Origin of the sequence: Tepidibacillus decaturensis (assembly GCF_001561915.1) — a bacterium.
GTDB lineage: Bacteria > Bacillota > Bacilli > Tepidibacillales > Tepidibacillaceae > Tepidibacillus_B > Tepidibacillus_B infernus.
The window spans coordinates 529,548-549,686 of record NZ_LSKU01000001.1; the positions used below are offsets into that span (position 1 = coordinate 529,548).

At 36.5% G+C, this 20,139-nt stretch carries 18 protein-coding genes and 1 pseudogene; 17 read left to right on the forward strand and 2 right to left on the reverse strand.

Features of this window, described 5'->3' with window-relative positions; translation table 11 throughout:
• Nucleotides 1–712 (forward strand): M3 family metallopeptidase (locus tag U473_RS02490; RefSeq protein WP_161937271.1); only part of this gene is annotated, 712 nt, incomplete at its 5' end.
• 35 nt (nucleotides 713–747) lie between these two features.
• Here the strand turns inward: U473_RS02490 and U473_RS02495 are convergent.
• Nucleotides 748–1,059, reverse strand: coding sequence for a winged helix-turn-helix transcriptional regulator (locus U473_RS02495; RefSeq protein WP_068723017.1), 312 nt, complete (start codon nucleotides 1,057–1,059; stop codon nucleotides 748–750).
• Nucleotides 1,060–1,191: 132 nt separating this feature from the next.
• Between U473_RS02495 and U473_RS02500 the strand changes: the two genes are divergently transcribed.
• A complete protein-coding gene (locus tag U473_RS02500) occupies nucleotides 1,192–1,587 on the forward strand; it encodes a DoxX family protein (RefSeq protein ID WP_068723019.1) in 396 nt (131 codons plus the stop codon).
• Between the two features lie 156 nt (nucleotides 1,588–1,743).
• Here the strand turns inward: U473_RS02500 and U473_RS02505 are convergent, their stop codons facing one another.
• Nucleotides 1,744–2,754 carry an ABC transporter substrate-binding protein gene (locus U473_RS02505; protein ID WP_068723022.1) on the reverse strand — a complete coding sequence of 337 codons (1,011 nt, stop codon included), beginning with the start codon at nucleotides 2,752–2,754 and terminating at the stop codon, nucleotides 1,744–1,746.
• Nucleotides 2,755–2,907: 153 nt separating this feature from the next.
• Between U473_RS02505 and hemA the strand changes: the two genes are divergently transcribed.
• From hemA to U473_RS02580, 15 genes and pseudogenes are all read left to right on the forward strand, one after another.
• On the forward strand, nucleotides 2,908–4,239 hold the full coding sequence (gene hemA / locus U473_RS02510) for a glutamyl-tRNA reductase (RefSeq protein WP_068723024.1): 1,332 nt from the start codon (nucleotides 2,908–2,910) through the stop codon (nucleotides 4,237–4,239).
• Between the two features lie 2 nt (nucleotides 4,240–4,241).
• Entirely contained in the window at nucleotides 4,242–5,051 is an 810-nt protein-coding gene (gene ccsA, locus U473_RS02515) for a cytochrome c biogenesis protein CcsA (protein ID WP_068723026.1), read from the forward strand.
• Nucleotides 5,052–5,064: 13 nt separating this feature from the next.
• Nucleotides 5,065–5,730, forward strand: coding sequence for a precorrin-2 dehydrogenase/sirohydrochlorin ferrochelatase family protein (locus tag U473_RS02520; protein ID WP_068723028.1), 666 nt, complete (start codon nucleotides 5,065–5,067; stop codon nucleotides 5,728–5,730).
• The gene (gene hemC, locus U473_RS02525; RefSeq protein WP_068723030.1) at nucleotides 5,727–6,656 is read left to right on the forward strand and encodes a hydroxymethylbilane synthase; all 930 of its coding nucleotides are present in this window, start codon (nucleotides 5,727–5,729) and stop codon (nucleotides 6,654–6,656) included. Before U473_RS02520 ends, hemC begins: the two co-directional genes overlap by 4 nt.
• Nucleotides 6,656–8,170: a uroporphyrinogen-III C-methyltransferase gene (gene cobA, locus U473_RS02530; RefSeq protein ID WP_068723032.1), complete on the forward strand. Its 1,515-nt coding sequence runs from the start codon at nucleotides 6,656–6,658 to the stop codon at nucleotides 8,168–8,170. Before hemC ends, cobA begins: the two co-directional genes overlap by 1 nt.
• Before the next feature lie 26 nt (nucleotides 8,171–8,196).
• A complete protein-coding gene (gene hemB, locus U473_RS02535; protein WP_068723034.1) occupies nucleotides 8,197–9,174 on the forward strand; it encodes a porphobilinogen synthase in 978 nt (325 codons plus the stop codon).
• Between the two features lie 2 nt (nucleotides 9,175–9,176).
• Nucleotides 9,177–10,229 carry a siroheme decarboxylase subunit alpha gene (ahbA, locus tag U473_RS02540; RefSeq protein ID WP_068723036.1) on the forward strand — a complete coding sequence of 351 codons (1,053 nt, stop codon included), beginning with the start codon at nucleotides 9,177–9,179 and terminating at the stop codon, nucleotides 10,227–10,229.
• 5 nt (nucleotides 10,230–10,234) lie between these two features.
• The gene (gene hemL / locus U473_RS02545) at nucleotides 10,235–11,524 is read left to right on the forward strand and encodes a glutamate-1-semialdehyde 2,1-aminomutase (protein ID WP_068723038.1); all 1,290 of its coding nucleotides are present in this window, start codon (nucleotides 10,235–10,237) and stop codon (nucleotides 11,522–11,524) included.
• A gap of 12 nt (nucleotides 11,525–11,536) precedes the next feature.
• Entirely contained in the window at nucleotides 11,537–12,484 is a 948-nt protein-coding gene (coaA, locus tag U473_RS02550; protein WP_068723040.1) for a type I pantothenate kinase, read from the forward strand.
• A gap of 175 nt (nucleotides 12,485–12,659) precedes the next feature.
• Nucleotides 12,660–13,042: pseudogene (locus U473_RS02555) on the forward strand (YiiD C-terminal domain-containing protein).
• Between the two features lie 197 nt (nucleotides 13,043–13,239).
• The gene (locus tag U473_RS02560) at nucleotides 13,240–15,615 is read left to right on the forward strand and encodes a glycoside hydrolase family 31 protein (RefSeq protein WP_068723042.1); all 2,376 of its coding nucleotides are present in this window, start codon (nucleotides 13,240–13,242) and stop codon (nucleotides 15,613–15,615) included.
• Nucleotides 15,616–15,859: 244 nt separating this feature from the next.
• On the forward strand, nucleotides 15,860–16,375 hold the full coding sequence (locus tag U473_RS02565) for a DoxX family protein (protein WP_068723044.1): 516 nt from the start codon (nucleotides 15,860–15,862) through the stop codon (nucleotides 16,373–16,375).
• A 237-nt stretch (nucleotides 16,376–16,612) separates the two neighbouring features.
• Nucleotides 16,613–17,806: a LysM peptidoglycan-binding domain-containing protein gene (locus tag U473_RS02570; RefSeq protein WP_068723046.1), complete on the forward strand. Its 1,194-nt coding sequence runs from the start codon at nucleotides 16,613–16,615 to the stop codon at nucleotides 17,804–17,806.
• An 18-nt stretch (nucleotides 17,807–17,824) separates the two neighbouring features.
• Complete coding sequence (locus tag U473_RS02575; RefSeq protein WP_068723048.1) at nucleotides 17,825–18,805, forward strand: phosphotransferase; 981 nt, start codon at nucleotides 17,825–17,827, stop codon at nucleotides 18,803–18,805.
• A gap of 27 nt (nucleotides 18,806–18,832) precedes the next feature.
• Nucleotides 18,833–19,837 carry a phosphotransferase gene (locus tag U473_RS02580; protein ID WP_068723050.1) on the forward strand — a complete coding sequence of 335 codons (1,005 nt, stop codon included), beginning with the start codon at nucleotides 18,833–18,835 and terminating at the stop codon, nucleotides 19,835–19,837.
• Nucleotides 19,838–20,139 lie beyond the last annotated feature (302 nt).

A 20,139-nucleotide genomic window follows, 5' to 3' on the forward strand; every position in this document is an offset into this window, starting at 1 on the left:
TTCTTATAATTTACATGTGATTAAGCAAAGTAGGATCTTGTCTAACTTTACAGGAAGCTTTAGTGATGTAACGACTTTGGCACATGAACTTGGACATGGCTACCATGGATCATGTTTAATGGATCAAACCTTTTTGAATAGCCACTATCCAATGCCAATTGCCGAAACGGCTTCAATTTTTTGTGAAACGATTGTAAAAAATGCTGCTCTTCAAGAGGCGGAACCAGAGGAAGCTTTTGCGATATTAGAGAATGAACTATCTGATGCTGGCCAAGTCGTTGTAGATATTTATAGTCGCTTTTTATTTGAGAGTGAAGTCTTTAAGCGTAGAAAAGAAGCCTCTCTATCAGTGAATGAACTAAAAGAAATCATGTTAAATGCCCAAAAAGAAGCTTATGGAGATGGATTAGAACCTGATTTTTTACATCCGTACATGTGGGTTTGTAAGCCTCATTACTATTTCCCAGAGCGCCATTTCTATAATTTCCCTTATGCTTTTGGGATGCTTTTTGCTAAGGGTCTTTATGCAGAATATTTAAAGAGGGGAGCAGATTTTGTTCCTGAGTATGACAAACTTCTTTCTGTTACAGGAAAAATGAACGTAGCAGATATCACAAAAACGATGGGGATTGATGTTCGTTCCCCAGAATTTTGGCGAAATTCCCTTAAATTAGTTGAGCAAGATATTGAGACCTTTATTCATATGAAATAGTAATTTAAAAACGGAGCTACAAATGGCTCCGTTGTCTATTTGATCCAAGTATCAGCCCATTTTTGAACCTCATCCATAACCGATTCTAGAGCTTTTCCTTTTTCGGTCAATTCATATTCAATGCGAACAGGGGTCTCAGGATAAACTTTTCGAACAATGATTCCTGCTTCTTCTAATTGTTTTAAACGATCCACAAGCATCTTATCACTCATATTGGGAATGACTTCGGATATATCTTTAAATCTTTTTGCTCCATGAAGGAGAACACGAATAATTAAACCTGTCCAACGTTTTCCTAAAAGTTCAAAGGCAAATTCGAATTTTGGGCATAAATGTAAATTTTCCATCATCACCATCTCCTTAAAAATAATTTTAACATATATACTTGACAAAAGTAAGTAACTGATCTATTATTACTTACATAAAGTTAGCTAATAACTTTTTTAAATGAATTTTACAAATTAAAGGAGATGAGAAAAATGAATTTAGGTTTACTTATTATTCGTTTAGTGGTTGGACTAACATTTGCAGGTCATGGTTCTCAAAAACTTTTTGGTTGGTTTGGAGGATACGGATTAAAGGGAACTGGAGGTTGGATGGAATCGATTGGTGTGAAACCAGGCGTGTTGATGGCATTTGCTGCAGGAGCAAGTGAATTGGTTGGTGGACTCTTATTTACATTTGGTTTATATATTCCCTTTGCAGCTTTACTTATTGTCATTACGATGTTAGTCGCAATCTTTACAGTTCACGGTAAAAATGGTTATTGGGCTACAGCAAACGGTTTTGAATACAATTTTATTTTGATTGCAGTAGCCATCGGCGTTGCATTGATTGGCCCTGGTGCATATACAGTAAGTGCTTTGTTAGGTTAAATGAACTACAAACGAAAAGGCGTATCAAATATCGAAATTTGAACGCCTTTCTTCTACTTATCATTTAGGGGTTTGTATATCCCATAAGCAGCGACTTTCAGGAGTACCCTTTTTATCTTGTTTTTTATTCATAGAAGGGTACGGTAACCTTTATAATTACTGTTCCATCGCTTTTTTCGCAAATTCTGTATTCACAATCGCTTCGTAAGGAATCTTTTCTTTAAGTTCTCCAGCATATTCCATTACTTTTTCTAAATTACGATATTCCTCTTCATCCACAATGGGGTCAGTGGCCCAGGAACCTTGGGAACGATATCGGTCTAATACTTTTAACATCACGTCTCGATTAAAGTCTTGGAATTGGGGGGTAATTACATCGGCGATTTCTTCTAAAGAAGCTTCGTTTACCCATTGTTGTGCCATATAGATTGCATTGGCGAATTTCTGCACGATCTCTGGATTTTTATCGATCAAACTTTGTTTTGTAATAAATACGGTATATGGAAGTTTTCCACTTCCATGTCCAAAGGAAGCCACTACATGACCTTTTCCTTCTAATTCAATTTTCGAAGCAATGGGTTCAAAAAGTTGAACAAAATCACCTGTACCAGATACAAAGGCACTTCCTAAATTAGCATAATCTATGTTCTGAATGATCTCATTATCTACTTTAGGCTCAACCCCATTTAAATGCTGTACATATTCACTGACCATTTCAGGCATCCCACCTTTTCTTTGGCCAAGGAGGGTTTTGCCTTTAAGCATATCCCAAGTGAAATTTTTGATTGGTTCTCTAGAGACTAAGAAGGAACCGTCTGTTTGTGTTAATTGAGCAAAGTTGATCGCAGGATCTTTGGGGTTTTGACTATACACATAAATTGTGGTTTCTGTTCCAACCAAAATCACATCTGCACTTCCACTAACTAGAGCGGTCATCGTCTTATCTCCACCATTGGCATTGGTTAATTCTACATCTAATCCTTGATCTTTAAAAAAACCTTTTTCAATGGCGACATAAAGAGGCGTGTAAAAGATAGAGTGTGTAACTTCAAATAACCTAACTTTATGATTTGTATCACTGTTTTTTGTATTGGAACACGCTATAGTAAAGGTTAGGGAAAATAGAACGATGACGATCAAACTGATTTTTAAACTTTTCTTAAACATATGACACCTCCGCATTTGCCTAATTCACTGCTATCATATGATTTAAATAGGAAAATGGTTCAAAAAAAAGTGATGTAAACATCCTTCAATGGTATAATTAAACATAAGGTTTTGCTATGATGAAAAACTTTTTTTGGGGGAGGGGGAAATCATATGTTGGTAATGGTTGTTGGACTCAATTACCGAACTACCCCTGTAGAGATTAGAGAGAAATTTACCTTTACAGAAGAAGATTTAGCTGAAGCTTTAGATAAATTAAAAAAGACAAAAAGTGTATTAGAAGCAGTCATTGTTGGTACATGTAACCGAATGGAGATTTATGCTGTTGTCGATCAAGTTCATACAGGGGAACATTTCATTAAAAAATTTTTAGCCGAATGGTTTGCCATTCCCAAAGAAGAATTCGTTCCTTTTCTTTACGTAAAAAAGGAGGCGGAGGCCACTGAACATTTATTCCGGGTCATTACGGGTTTAGATTCCATGGTATTAGGAGAAACACAAATTTTAGGGCAAATCCGTGAAGCTTTTCTTTTTGCGCAAAAAGCTCAGGGAACAGGAACAATTTTTAATACCTTATTTAAACAGGCGATTACCTTTGGCAAAAAAGTTCATACGGAGACAGGTTTAGGTGAAAGCGCTGTATCCGTGAGTTATGCTGCAGTTGAATTAACCAAAAAAATCTTTTCCCGTTTAGATGACAAAGCGATCCTCATTATTGGAGCAGGTGAAATGAGTGAGTTGACGGCGATTCATTTTCATGCTCAGGGTGTAAAGCAAGTGATGGTTGTCAACCGTACCTATGAACATGCCTCTGCATTGGCAGAACCCTTTCATGGAACAGCCTATACACTGGAACAGTTACCATTGGCGTTAAATAAAGCAGATATCGTAATTAGCTCTACCGGAGCAGATTCATTTATTTTGAATAAAACCGAAGTAGAAAAGATTATCCATGAGCGTAAAAATAGACCAATTTTCATGATCGATATTGCGGTTCCAAGAGATCTTGACCCAGAGATTAACCAATTAGATGGGGTTTACTTATTTGACATTGATGATTTACAGGGTCTTGTTGATGCCAATTTAAAAGAAAGACAAAGAATTGCTACACAAATAGAAGAATGGATCGATGAAGAAGTCTATAAGTTTTACCAATGGATCAATACACTAGGTGTGATTCCATTAATTGCTGCATTAAGAGAAAAAAGCTTCAAAATACAAGAAGAAACGATGAAATCGATTGAAAATAAGTTACCACATTTATCTGAGCGAGAGAAAACGATCATTCGAAAACATACAAAAAGTATTGTCAACCAAATGCTAAAAGACCCGATTATGAGGGTGAAAGAAATGGCTGTTGAATCAAATGCAGAAGAGATGATGCAAGTTTTTTGTAAAATCTTTGATTTAAAGGTAGAAATAGAGAAGGATAAAATGAATGAGGAACCTACTGCAACATATATCACGAGAAGAAGTAGGTCATAAGTATGAATACTGTGATTTTTATTCTCATTCTTCTTTATACGACTAGCTTCTGTTTTTACTTTATGTCAATCATCAAAGGAGTTACTCGTATTTCACCATGGTCTTATCGGTTTATCTTAGCGGGTAGTATAATCCAAGTCTTCGTCTTTAGTTTTAAAATGTTATCTGAACAATACTTTCCAATTATTACATTTTTTGATATTTTCTTTTTTTATTCATTACTTCTTATTTTATTGACTGTAATCACCCATTCCTTTTTCGAGTGGGAATGGTTTGAGATGGTGATGACATTTATTGCTATCATAATGCTGATGGGAGCGTTGTTGATTGGAGAAACATCACCCCAATTAAGTGATTCTTTTATCTCTAATTTATTATTTATTCATATTATCCTTTCTATTATCAGTTATGGCGCTTTTTCAATCTCTGCCATTTTCTCTTTGATGTATATTCTGCAAGAATACTTACTAAAAAGGAAGATTTGGCATCGGTTTTCAAAAGGGCTGCCTAGTTTAGAAAGTTTAGACCGAAATGCTTATCTGTCTAATTTGATTGGAGTACCATTATTGCTATTAGGATTGACATTTGGATCGATTTGGGCAGGAATTCTTTTTGATTGGAAAATTTTTGTAGATGCAAAAGTATTAACCTCTTTTTTTATTTTATTGATGTATGGTTTATTTATTTTTAATCGGCAAAAAAGAAGATGGATGATGAAACAATTAGCCATCTGGAATTTGATGAGCTTTGTGATGCTGATCATCAATTTTACCATCTCCAACCTTTTTGTTTCTTTTCACCGTTGGTTTTAGGAGGGTTGTGACCATGAATCGTTATTACGCCATGATGGTAAATCTTACAAATCGTCCTTGTCTTGTGATTGGTGGAGGAAGGGTAGCAGAACGAAAGATTCTATCCCTTTTAAAAGCGAATGCAAAAGTGAAATTAATCAGCCCGGTAATTACACCTTTGTTAGAGACATTGGTACAGGAAAATCGTATTTCCTGGGAAAAGCGTGAATATAAACGTCAAGATGTAAAGGGTTATTCGATCATCGTGGTTGCTACGGATCAAAAGGAATTAAACCAACAAATTTATCAAGAGATCGATCATCAGTACCAATGGGTTAATATTGTAGATGATCCAGAATTATCTACCTTTATCGTTCCAGCTATGATAGATCGAGGACATTTACAAATAGCGGTTTCCACTAGTGGGGCAAGCCCTGGACTAGCAAAAAAGATCCGCCAAGAATTGGAAAAGCAATACGGTGTGGAATACGAAGAGTATACAACTTTCTTGGCAGAAATGAGAGAATGGATTTTACAGCAGGGTTTAACAAACGAAGAACGGAAAAACTTATTTGAATATTTACTTGAACCAGACTTTTTGCGTAGGATCGAGAAAGGGGAAAGTAAAGACCTGCTGATTCTAAAGATCAAAGAAACCATAAAAGAGAATATCAATAAGGAAAGGGAATTGTTATCGTGAAGAATACATTCGTCGTTGGATCACGAAAAAGTCAGTTAGCTTTAACACAAACGGAATGGGTGATCGAAAAGCTAAAAAAACTTTATCCTAATATAAGGTTTGAGATTAAAGAGATCGTTACGAAAGGGGACAAAATTCTTGATGTTACCCTTTCAAAAGTAGGTGGCAAAGGACTATTTGTGAAAGAGATTGAGCAAGCTTTGTTAGATGGAGAGATTGATTTTGCCGTACATAGTATGAAGGATATGCCTGCTGAAATGGCAGAAGGGTTAACGATTGGTGCAGTACCGGAAAGGGAAGACCCAAGGGACTGCCTTATTTCAAACCAAGATTATACTATAGAAACATTGCCAATAGGTGCTAAAGTGGGAACAAGTAGTTTACGCAGAGCCGCTCAAATTGTTGCCTATCGTCCTGATCTAAAGATTGAGTCCATCAGAGGAAATGTTAACACCAGACTGTCAAAATTAGAAACTGATGGACTGAATGCAATTATCTTAGCGGCTGCAGGCCTTAAACGAATGAATTGGCAGGATCGGATTACGCAATATCTAGACGTGGATCTTTGTCTGCCTGCAGTTGGTCAAGGAGCCCTTGGCATTCAAGTGAGAGAGAATGACCAAGAAACCATACAAATGTTACAATACATCGATGATCAAGAGACAAGAATGATCATTTCAGCTGAAAGGGCGTTACTACATCATTTACAAGGGGGCTGTCAGATCCCAATTGGAGCTTATGCGAGATGGCAAAACGATCAAATTCATTTAGTTGGAATGGTTGCCGCAGTTGATGGCAAGCGTATTCTTAAAGCAGAAGCAACTGGTTCAAAGGAAGAAGCCGTTTCTTTAGGAATTAAGGTAGCAAACCAGCTTTTACAACAAGGAGCAGATCAAATATTAGCAGAGGTGAAGGAGGGGAAATAATGAAGGTAGGGAAAGTATTTTTAGTGGGTGCTGGACCAGGAGATCCCAAATTAATCACAGTGAAAGGCATAGAAGCGATTCAAAAAGCAGATGTGATTGTATATGATCGTTTGGCCCATCCTTCCCTGTTAAAGTATGGGAGAAGGGATGCGGAAAAAATCTATGTAGGCAAATCTCCAAATCGTCATACTCTGCAACAAGAAGAGATCAATCAACTCCTTGTTCAGTTAGCCTTAGAAGGAAAACTGGTCACCAGACTAAAGGGCGGAGACCCTACGATTTTCGGTCGAGTAGGAGAAGAGGCTCTTTTATTAGCTGAACATGGGATTTCCTTTGAAATTGTACCTGGAATTACTTCGGCAATTGCTGTCCCTGCTTATGCAGGCATTCCTGTCACCCATCGCGATTTTACCTCATCGATCGCTATTGTAACAGGACATGAGGATCCAACTAAAAATGAATCCAATATCAACTGGGAAAAGCTTGCAACTGCTACTGGAACTTTGATTTTCCTCATGGGGGTTTCTAACTTAAAACTGATTCGTGATAAGTTAATCGAAAACGGCCGAGATTCAAGTACTCCTGTTGCACTTGTTCGAATGGGAACGAGAGTGGAGCAAAAAACGGTTACTGGAACATTAGAAAATATCGTACAGGTGGTAGAAGAAACAAAACTTACCTCTCCAGCGATCATTATTATTGGTGAAGTGGTAAAATTACGAGAGCAGTTAGCTTGGTTTGAGAAAAAGCCTCTTTTTGGAAAGAGAGTCCTTGTTACTAGAGCTAGAAATCAAGCAAGTGAATTATCTGCCTTAATTGAAGAATTAGGCGGAGAAACTGTCGAATTCCCTGTCATCAAAATTGTTCCACCAAAGCATACAAAGGAATATCAACAGGCTTTTCAACAGTTAGACCAATATGATTGGATCATGTTTACAAGTGTCAACGGAGTTCAATCCTTTTTCCAAACGTTAAAAGAACAACGTATTGATATTCGTAAAATGGCAAAGGCGCGGATTGCTGCCATTGGCCCTAAAACTGCAGCATTATTAGAAGAAAAAGGTCTGATAGTCGATGTGCTACCACAGGAGTTCCGTGCAGAAGGGCTTCTTGATGCTTTGACAGGCGAATTAAAGGTTGGACAAAAGGTATTACTTCCTCGTGCAGATATTGCTCGAAAGATCCTACCTGATCAACTAAAGGAAAAAGGATTAGAAGTAGTAGAAATCAATGCATATGAAACGGTGATTGATGCGGAAAACAAAGATGAAATCATTAAGATGCTAAAAGAGAAGCAGATTCAAATCATTACCTTTACTAGCTCATCTACCGTTAAGAATTTTTATGAGGCTCTTCAAGGGGAATCTTTAGAAAAATTGTTAAAAGGGGTTACTTTAGCTAGTATCGGACCAATTACAACAGATACCGCTCAACAATTGGGCTTAAACATAGATATTACAGCTTCAGAATATACGATTCCTGGATTAGTTAAAGCTATTTCAAAATCAAAGTAGAGAGAGTTAGGGAAGGAGAGGCAGATATGGATTTACAATTTACTCGTCATCGCAGATTAAGACAAAATCCCGCAATCCGAAATTTGATTAGAGAACATCATTTACATGTACATGATTTAATATATCCTTTATTTGTCATTCATGGTCATAACGTAAGAAATGAGATTTCTTCCATGCCTGGAGTATTTCAGCTTTCTTTAGATCAATTAGAGCAAGAGATTAAGGAAATTGTGATGCTTGGGATTCAAGGTGTTATTCTATTTGGTATCCCAGAAGACAAAGATGAAATTGGAAGTGGTGCATATCACGACCATGGAATTGTTCAAGAGGCAACACGTTTGATCAAACAAATCGCTCCCAAACTTTTAGTTATTGCTGATACTTGCTTATGTGAATTTACCGACCATGGCCATTGTGGTGTCATTCATGAGGGTAAGGTATTGAATGACCCATCTTTAGATCTACTGGCAAGAACCGCTATTTCTCAAGCTAGAGCAGGCGCAGATATGATTGCACCATCCAATATGATGGATGGTTTTGTAGCAGCCATACGTAAAGGATTGGATGAAGCAGGGTTTGAGGATGTACCGATTATGTCTTATGCAGTAAAATATGCTTCTTCCTTTTACGGACCATTTCGCGATGCAGCTCATTCTGCACCACAATTTTGGGATCGCAAAACCTACCAAATGGATCCTGCCAATGGAAGAGAGGCTTTAAGAGAAGCCTATTCTGATGTGGTAGAAGGGGCAGATATCTTGATGGTTAAACCTGCTTTAGCTTACATGGATATTATTTATCAAGTGAAGCAGCAATTTAATCTACCCCTAGCAGCCTACAATGTGAGTGGAGAATATGCCATGATTAAGGCGGCAGCTCAAAATGGCTGGGTTGATGAAAAGAAAATCGTGATAGAAATGTTAACAGGGATGAAACGTGCTGGTGCAGATATCATCATCACCTATTTTGCAAAAGATGTAGCCAAATGGTTAAAGGAGGAATGAAAATGAGTGTAGAGCAGATGGATCTAATCAATCAGGAGCTATTAAACCGAATTCAAAAAGATTTTCCTTTGCAAGAACGTCCTTTCCTCGTCATGGCAGAGGATTTGAATCTATCAGAACAAGAAGTGATTGAACGCCTTCAAGCTTTGAAGGGAACGGTGATTCGCCAAATCTCTGCTATTTTTGATACCAGAAGCTTAGGCTATCAATCAAGTTTGGTGGCTGCGAAGATTGCCCCAGAACACCTTGACCAAGCGGCAGCAATTATCAATCAACATCCTGGTGTGACTCATAACTATAAACGCAATCATGACTTTAATCTTTGGTTTACCATTGCTGTTCCTCCAAACAGTAAATTAGGATTAGAAAAAACAGTAGAATTATTGGGTGAGATGGCAGATGTAGAATCTATTCGCATTTTGCCAACTCTTAAGCTTTATAAAATTGGTGTGCAATTGGATTTAACAGGGAAAGAGACAAAAAGTAAAACGGAATCCCCAGTTTACAGTGAAAAAAAGCGGCAAACCCCTCAAGCCTTATCGGAAAAAGAGATTGCATTGATTCGAGTTTTACAAAAAGATTTACCGATCATTGCTAGACCTTTTGATGCCTTTGCAGAAGAAGCAGGGGTTAATCTTGATGAATTATTTACAGCGATGAAGGAGTTTAAAGAAAAAGGACAAATGCGTCGTTTTGCGGCGGTCTTGCACCACCGTAAAGCAGGTTTTACAGCAAACGGCATGGGTGTATGGCAAGTACCTGAAGACAAGACAGAAGAGATCGGAACGAATTTTGCTGCTTATCAAGCTGTCAGTCATTGCTATTTACGTCCTACGTATGAAGATTGGCATTATAATATCTTCACCATGGTACATGGTCGTAATGTAGAAGAAGTGGAGGAAATACTTAGTCTCATGTCTAAAGAAACAGGCATAACGAAAAGAGCCGTGCTTTACTCTACTAAGGAATACAAGAAAACAAGGGTAAAATATTTTACACCAGAAATGGAAGAATGGGAAAATCAAGTCATAGAACAATTCGGAATAAAGGGGTAAGGAAGATGGATCGTTATCAGAAATCTATCAAACTATTTGCGGAGGCAAAAGAACTGTTGCCTGGGGGAGTAAATAGTCCTGTAAGAGCATTTAAAAATGTAGATCGAAACCCTGTCTATATGGATCATGGAATAGGTTCCAAACTATATGATGTAGACGGTAATGAATATATTGATTATGTCCTCTCTTGGGGACCATTGATAGTGGGTCATGCCCATCCAGAAGTGATCGATCTTGTTCAACAAACCCTTGTCAAAGGAACAAGCTTTGGTACCCCTACCGAACTAGAATCAGAGATTGCAAAACTTATAATCAAAACGGTTCCATCTATTGAAATCGTGAGAATGGTCAACTCTGGTACGGAAGCAACGATGAGTGCCATCCGTTTAGCAAGAGGATATACAGGAAGAAGTAAAATTTTGAAATTTGAAGGAAGCTATCATGGGCATAGTGATAGTTTATTGATCAAGGCAGGATCTGGAATTGCCACTTTAGGTTTACCAGATAGTCCTGGTGTTCCTCAAAGTATTGCTTCTCAAACAATTACTGTTCCTTACAATGATATGGATGGTGTTCGTATAGCCTTTAAAAAGTTCGGCGAAGATATCGCTGCTGTAATTGTAGAGCCTGTAGCAGGTAATATGGGAGTGGTTCCACCAAAACCAGGCTTTTTGGAAGGATTACGGGAAATCACGAAACAATATGGAACCCTTCTTATATTCGATGAAGTCATGACTGGCTTCCGAGTAGGACCAAATAGTGCTCAAGGTCGCTTCGGTGTCACTCCTGATTTAACAACTTTAGGCAAAGTGATCGGCGGAGGCTTACCCGTTGGTGCCTATGGTGGAAAAAGGGAAATCATGGAGAACATCGCTCCAGTAGGGAAAATCTATCAAGCAGGGACTTTATCAGGAAACCCTGTGGCCATGGCTGCAGGTCTTTCCACACTTAGACTTTTACAACAGCCAGGTGTTTATGATGAATTAGAGCGCAAGTCTAAACTTCTAGCAGAAGGTTTAGGTAAAAATGCGAAGGAACTAGACATTCCTCATCATATCAACCAAGTAGGAGCAATGATCGGCTTTTTCTTCACAGGTGAGCAAGTCGTTAACTTTGAAACAGCCAAAACCTCTAATTTAGAATACTTTAAACATTATCACGGTTATATGCTTGATCATGGCATCTATCTTCCACCATCTCAATTTGAAGGCTTGTTCATGTCTACTGTCCATACAGATGAAGATATTGAAAGAACATTAGAAGTACAATATAAAGCATTAAAGGCGTTGAGGTAGGAGTTGAAATAAATGGATCATCAAACATTTTCACCTTATCTTTCTTTTGATCGTGAGGAATGGGCTGCTCTAAAGCTCTCTACTCCACTCACGCTTACCGAAGATGACTTGAATAATCTTCATAGTATCAACGAACGCATTTCATTAGAAGAAGTGTGTAAAATCTATCTTCCTCTTTCAAGACTTTTAAACTTGTATGTATCTGGAACTCAAAGTCTTTTTGAAGTGACCCAAACCTTTCTTGGTTCTATGTCTAGGAAAGTTCCTTATATTATTGGGATCGCTGGCAGTGTTGCGGTTGGCAAAAGTACAACAGCTCGGATTATTCAAGCACTACTTGCACGATGGCCAAATCATCCCAAAGTAGATTTAATTACGACAGATGGTTTTTTATACCCAAATGAGCTATTAGAGCAACGTGGGATCATGAATAGAAAGGGTTTTCCAGAAAGCTATGATACTCGCCGTTTAATATCATTTCTAAGGGATGTCAAATCAGGTGTACCAGAGGTAATTGCTCCTGTCTATTCTCACTTGTCTTATAATATCATCCCTAATGAGTATCATGTCGTGAATCAACCGGATATCTTAATTGTTGAAGGCTTGAACGTTTTGCAAACTTCAAAAGAAACCCGTTTAGATCATAAACCACAGCTTCATATATCCGATTTTTTTGATTTTACGATTTATGTTCACTCTGAAGAAGAATACATCAAAAGCTGGTATCTTGAACGTTTTCAGCTATTACGTCAAACTGCTTTTAAAGATAAAAACTCCTTTTTTCATCGCTATTCTGAATTAACCGATCAGGAAGCAAATGACTTTGCAGAACAAGTATGGCATGAAATCAATGAAATTAATCTGAGAGAGAATATCTATCCGACCCAACAACGAGCCCGATTGATTCTTGAAAAAGGATCTGATCATTCGGTACAAAAAGTTAGATTACGCAAGTTATGATCATTGAAATATGATTCTGATTTCATAAGTTGTAGGTAGTTCAAGGGAATTATTGTATAATAATATTTAAAAATAATTCCTTTAGCATCGAGGTGTACCTATGATTGATATAAAAAATATGTTAGAGACTGAATTTGAGAATTATCTACATGAACGGATTCCAATTACCGAAGAGATGAGTTTTAAAGTCGAAGAATTTAAACTAAATAAAGTAAGGATTGGCGCGAAGTTAAAACCAAACATCAATCACAAATCAACCGCTTTTGGGGAAGTATCAATAGTTTAACAACAGTATGTGGGTGGGCATTGGTTTTTAATAATATGTTAGATATAGATCCGAACGCACATATTGTAATACAAAAAAGTTCAATTCAATATTTAAAGCCTATCGAAACAGATTTTGTCGCTGAGTGTGAATTGACAGATGAAAGAAAAAAAGAGAAGTTTGTAAATACGTTTAGAAAATTAGGGAAGGCAAGGATTGAAGTAGATGTTATCATTCGTGATGGGGAAGAGATATTTGCTCAATTTAAAGGATATTATGTGGTATTTAGATAAAACAGTTAGTCATCTAACTAAAAATAGGATCGCAGCCACCTTTAATGGTGGTTGTTTTATTACATGCATACTACTTTTGTTTTTGGACAAAAAGGTATTGTCATATGGAATCTGAATAGTATAATAATAATAGTAGTGCAATCGTTTTCACAACTTCTTTGTAAACGGTTAAATATTCAAAACACTAGGAGGCTGTCATGCAAGATACAAGTTTCGCCATTCATCCGGGAAATAAAAAGAAACTAGAAAATACACCATACCATGATATTGGTGATTTAAAAGAATTTGTCCAAGAGCATAACCTATACCGTTTTACTTGTGAACAAGGTTTTGTGAATATCTTGTTCTATCGTGATGATATTGTTCGTATTGTGATGAATCCATTTCATAAGCCAACTATGAAAAGTAGCTTTGCAGTAGTTGCAGAACCAGAAATAGTAAAGGTTAAAATTGAAGATAAAGAAGACAGCTTTTCTCTTTCTAGTTCAAAGCTTCAAGTTATGATACAAAAATCACCATTCCGTGTTAACTTCTATGATCAGGAAGGAAGACTACTTGTAAGTGAATCAGAAAAAGGCATGGGATTTAAAGAAAGCAAAGAAGTGGTTTGCTTTAAAGAAATGGATCCTGAGGACCATTTTTATGGTTTTGGTGAAAAAGCTGGATTCTTGGACAAACGTGGGGAAAAACTCACAATGTGGAATACCGATGTTTATGCACCACATAATCAAGAAACCGATCCATTATATCAATCACATCCATATTTCATGACATTAAGAAATGGTAAAGCCCATGGAATCTTCTTTGATAATACATTTAAAACTACCTTTGATATGAAAAAGGAGAAAGAATACTCTTTTGCTGCTGAAGGTGGTCAAATCGATTACTATGTAATGGCAGGGCCTTCTCCAAAACAGGTTCTTGAACAGTATACATGGATTACAGGGCGTATGCCATTACCTGCTAAATGGGTGATTGGTTACCATCAATCCCGATACAGCTATGAAAGTGAACAAGAGGTTCGTGAATTAGTGAACTCCTTTATCCAAAAAGAGATTCCTTTAGATGCGGTCTACTTAGATATTCATTATATGAATGAGTATCGTGTCTTTACCTTTGATCGCGATCGATTCCCTAACCCAGAAAAAATGATGAAAGATTTAAAATCTGTAGGTAAGAGGATCGTTCCGATAGTTGATCCAGGTGTTAAAGTGGATCCAGAGTATTCCATTTATCAAGAAGGAATTCGCCAAAACCATTTCTCTAAATATATTGAAGGCGATATTTTCTATGGAAACGTTTGGCCTGGAAAAAGTGCTTTCCCTGACTTCACAAAATCAGAAACAAGAAAATGGTGGGGAGAAAAACATCGTTTCTATACTGATTTAGGGATTGAAGGTATATGGAATGATATGAACGAACCAGCTGTATTTAACGAAACAAAAACCATGGATGTAAACGTGGTTCACGAGAATGATGGTGATCCCAAAACCCATCGAGAAATGCACAATCTCTATGGCTTATTAATGGGGGAAGCGACTTACTATGGAATGAAAAAACTACTTCATGGAAAACGGCCTTTTTTATTAACACGAGCAGGTTACTCTGGTGTTCAACGTTATGCAGCCGTATGGACAGGAGATAATCGTAGTTTCTGGGAGCATCTAGCATTATCCATTCCAATGTGTATGAATCTAGGACTTTCTGGCGTTGCGTTATCAGGACCAGACATAGGTGGTTTTGCCCATGATACAACTGGCGAATTGCTTGCACGTTGGACACAAGTAGGAGCTTTCACTCCTTATTTCCGTAACCATAGTGCCATTGGAACTGCACGTCAAGAGCCATGGTCATTTGGCCCAGAAATTGAAAAAATCATTAAGAAATATATTCAATTGCGTTACCAGTGGTTGCCACACTTATATAGTCTTTTTGCACAAACAAGCAAAACAGGAATTCCTGTGATGAGACCATTGTTTATAGAATATCCAGAAGATCGTCATACTTTTAATTTATCTGATCAATTTATGATTGGAGAAAATGTAATCATTGCCCCTATCATAAAACCAGATACCTACCATCGTGTTGTCTATTTACCTGAGGGTACATGGGTTGACTATTGGACAGATCAAATCTATGAAGGTGGAAAACATATCTTGGTCGAGTCAAACCTTGAAACATTACCTATTTTTATTAAAGTAGGAACAATGATTAGCCACGGTTCGATCAAACAATCAACTACTATACCAGAAAAGGATATGACTATCCATCTTTATCAATCAGAAAGTGGGGAATCCCATTATACTTTATATGATGATGATGGTGAAACCTTTGCTTATGAAAAAGGAGAATATCTAGAAAAACAAATCCGTTATCAAGCAAATGGAAATGTCATCAAATTGACGATTGAAAATTCTGTAACGGGTTATCAACCTACATGGAAGCATTGGACATTAAAGGTTCATCACGCAACTCCCTATCTAAAACTCATCATCAACGGTAAAGAAGTAGATGCAAAAGATATAAACTTCAATACAGAAAGTAATATTGCGTCAATAAGAATAAATCTATAATGAGAAAGCACCTAGGAACTGAATGAATCAGTCAACTAGGTGCTTTTTGGGTTGTATATATTATTTTATATCGTCTTTATTGAAAAAACTAGTATCATTTATATTTATTCACAAGTACGTCATAAATTTTTTGCAAAAATATGAAAAACGTGATAAGGATATGTTTAAATTTGTAAGAACTTAATATAATGATCTTGTAGTAAGGGCCCTTTATTAAATAATAATTTAAGGAGGTAGGAATCATATGGTTTTTAAGTGGTTACGAGAAAATTTGTATGCAAGTTTTGGTCTTTTAGTTTTACGTTTATACCTTGGTTACGATTGGTTAACTGCAGGTTGGGGAAAGATTACTGGTGAAAAACCTTTTAGTGCAGCAGGATTAATAAACAGAGCAATCGAAAATCCTGTAACAAGTCATGATGCGGTTGTATACCCTACTTATACTGCATTTCTAAAAGGATTTGCCTTACCAAATGTTGGACTTTTCAGTTTCTTAGTTGAATATGGCGAATTCCTTGTAGGTCTTGGTTTAATTCTTGGATGCTTAACTCAAGCTGCAATGTTCTTTGGTGTATTTATGAACTTCATGTTCATGTTTGCTGGTACAGTTTCTTCCAACCCTTGGATGGCTCTTCTCGGTTTCATCGTATTAGTTGGTGGAGCTAACTCTGGAAGAATTGGTTTAGATCGTTGGGTACTTCCATACATCAGACAATATTACAATAAAACCTTTAAGAAAAACAACCCTGTTTCTGCCTAATAAATATAATAATAAAATAATAAAATGATAAATGGTAAAACCTCTCCAAGAATCTGGAGAGGTTTTACGTGTTTCACCCATTCTTTTTCAACAATTTCTTGAAAATGCAAAAAGGTTTCTTAAAAAAATTAACCGTGTAAGTTCTAAAGTAGGCTGATAAGGTCTACTTTTTTGTCATAACAAGGACGAAGTTAAAATATATTTAATCGAAGAAGACCTTTATAAGGGGTGAGTAAATTGACAGACCAACCATTTATGAGATTTGAGATTAGGGAAAAGGTAAAACATTTTAAGGAAAATCAGAGTTTTCAGTCGCTATCTAGTTTAGAATTACATCCGATAGTAAAAGTTTATGATTCTAAACATCACATAGATATCACAGGACATTTGGTATTAAATGGAGAATTTGAAAGAACTCCACTCGATAATAATTGGCAAGAAGAAGCAGATCAGGCAGACGCTATTCATCATGGATCATTTTTTACAGAAAATGAAATTGCTGATACATTCCAATATCAAATCCCTATCTCAATTCAAATTCAACATGAAAGAGTAAACGATCCAAACGATGTGTTTGTAACGGTAGAATTTTTTGATTATGAAGTCCTTTCAGATCAAGAAATTGAGATCGTTGCCCAGGTTCAGTTACTAGGCGTCCATCCTGATCCAAAACAAGAGACTCCAGTCGATGTGACAGAAGAATTCGAAACAGAATATCCTGTGGATGTTACCTTCGAAAATGATGCCAATATCATGAAAGAAGAAGAAACCGAAGTAGAACAAGTTCAAGCAAATCCGGTTGATGATAATGTTGATGAGGTTGAAGCAAAAGAAGTGATAGATGAGAAAGTAGACGAAACAACAGAAAATTCAGAAACTATTGAAACTGTCGAGACGGTAGAGACTCCTCTACCTGCTCCTACAATGAAGATAGGCATCCAAGGCAAAAATCGAGAATCTAACGATGATCAGAAGAGTTCAACAAATCCGCTATACTCCCTATTGAAAAAAGAGAAAAGGGAAGAAACTAATGTTATGAAAGAAGAACAGGTCGTCGAAGAAAAGGCAGAAGAAGTGATTGAAGAAAAGGAATTAGCAGCCAATATTACGGAAGAAGAGTCCAAGCAGAAGTTAAATACAGAAGACGTTGAAACGGATATCAATCCAGCAATTGAGAAAGTAGAACAGGAGGTAACCGAAGAAATCGGTGAAGATTCTGAAGAACAATCAACGAAAGATATGCTCTTTAGTTTGTTAAAAGGAAATGAAGAGAATAAATATACGTTAAAAATATACTTTGTACAAAAGGAAGATACACTTGAACAAATAGCAGAGAAATATCAGCTTCGTACTGCTGATTTAATGAACCATAATCATTTGCAAAGTGATGAATTAGAAGAAGGACAGATTCTTTTTCTTCCGATCCGTTAGACAAAGGGAGTTTTTAATATGATTGATTATCCTGTAATAGATGATGTTCTAAAAAACTATAATCTACAAGTAGAGGAAATAGAAGAATACTCCTCCTTCTATAAATTAAAAACAAACCGAGGAACAAAAATATTAAGAGCTTGGAATGATGTAGAAACTCTAGATTTTGCCTTTCAATTTAGAGAATCTCTGGCGCATGAAGGGTTTCGAAAGATTGATCGCTTTATTCGAACCAATGATGGGCAACCCTATATTTTAAATGAGGATCAGGGATTTGTTTTAACAGATTGGATCGAAGGAAAAATCCCTGTCTCCTCTAACCCACAACACATGAAAACGATTGGGAAAACATTAGCAGAGTTTCATCAGGCGATGGTAAAAATAAAGACAAACCAAACGTTTGAACCTTGGTCTCATCATTTTAAACGGGGATTAGGACATTTAATGCAAATAGAAAAGGTAGTCTCACAAAAGCAAAGAAAAACACCCTTAGATGATATTGTATTAAAATATATCCCTAGTCAACAAGCACAAATGAGAAGAAGTATAGAAATGTCTGAAAAGTTGGAACGAAATTATTTTCGAAATGAAAAAGAACCCGGATGGTGCTTAGGAAATGTCCAACTGAACCGATTTAGAATCGATCGATTTGAAGAGGGATGGATTTTTGATCTAGGGTTACCAATCTATGATCTTCCAGCTTATGACTTGGCTAAGATGGTTGCACATGTTTATCAAAGAAATGGATTTCAAGAAGATATCATCTATAAGCTGCTCGATGCTTACCAAGAAAAGAATCCTTTAGAAATAGACGATAAAAAGTGGATTTTAACCTACTTGTCCTATCCGCATGATCTATGGAAATTTCTTTATATCTATTTTATTGCAAAGGTGCCTCAAAAGGGATACTCTTTAGAGATGCAATATCAACAATTAGTAGGGTTGCAGATCAATACTGAGCAACTTTATCAGGTCTTGTATGTTTATTTTCAACTTTAAGTTGACGTAATTAGGGAGGATCATATCATGGCCCTTACCCAAGAATGGTTTGAATTTGATATACATCCCCACGTAATCGATGAGTATGATTTTCAGGTAAGTCAGATAAAATGGTATGGTTCAGTAGCGAAAATAGAAACCCAACTAGGTGTTTTTGCCGTTAAAAAAGCAAATATGAGTGGGTCGCAAGCCATACGGATGAATGAGATTTTACAATTCTTACAGGAACATAGATGGAATACTTCTACAATTGTTTCTAATAAATTTGCTGAACCGTTTGTACCAGTCAAAAATGGGATTGTTTATGTGACAAAGTGGGTTGAAGGTGAACACTTAACTTTGAATCATCGGCCTCATTTCTTGGTCATGGTAAAGGTGATGGCTCATCTTCATAAGCTGGGGTTTGAATATAACCCCGAACCATTTTCTTATCATTTTGTTGATGAAACGTATCTTCGCAATTCATGGGAAGAACGCTTAAAGTGGTTAAAAAAATACCAAAAGAAATTAACGAGAAAAGAATCTTTAACCACCTTTGAACATGTCATTTTAAGTTATCTACCATTTCTCAAGGAATGGTCTGAAGAAGCTTTAGAACATTTAACTCAATGGGTCATACAATATAACTCGATTGGTGATTTACGGAAAACCATCTGCCACGGCAAATTCTATCACCGGAATATGCTACTTAAACCAAATGGTAAAATGGTATTGATTGACTTTGACCATGTAAGTCTTGATACGCCTGTTAGAGATTTGGCTAATTTTATCCGAAAATATATTTTAAACAAAGAACACCGTTTTTGGGCGCAAGAGTGGTTTGATCGCTATCAAAAAATTATTTCCTTGACAGAACCGGAAAAGAAATTATTAGCAATATACCTTCTTTTTCCAGAACGAATTTTCACCTTAGCAAAAAAATACGAGGAAAAGCAACAGTATGGATTAGAAGAACAGTATTTAAAAAAACTTCAAATTCGTTGGGGTCAAATGAAAGAAATCATATGGTTTATTGACCAACAATTTATATAATATTCATCATAAAACCAATATAAGCAATGAAAAGAATGAATAAAATGAACACATCAAACGGAGTCGGGAAAAATAAGGTTCTCAAAAATTGCAAAACAATAAGAGGAAAGAGGATTGTACGAAGGATTAAACGAAACCTTTTCAACCCATCCATATGACCACACATCCTTTACGTTATCATTTGGGTTTGTATATTCCTTAATCAGCAACTACCTTATTTTATATCTTCTATACTTTATGTAGTAAAGATCCATTTGGTTAATATCAGAACTTTTAAAAAATATTCCAATTTTATATTGATA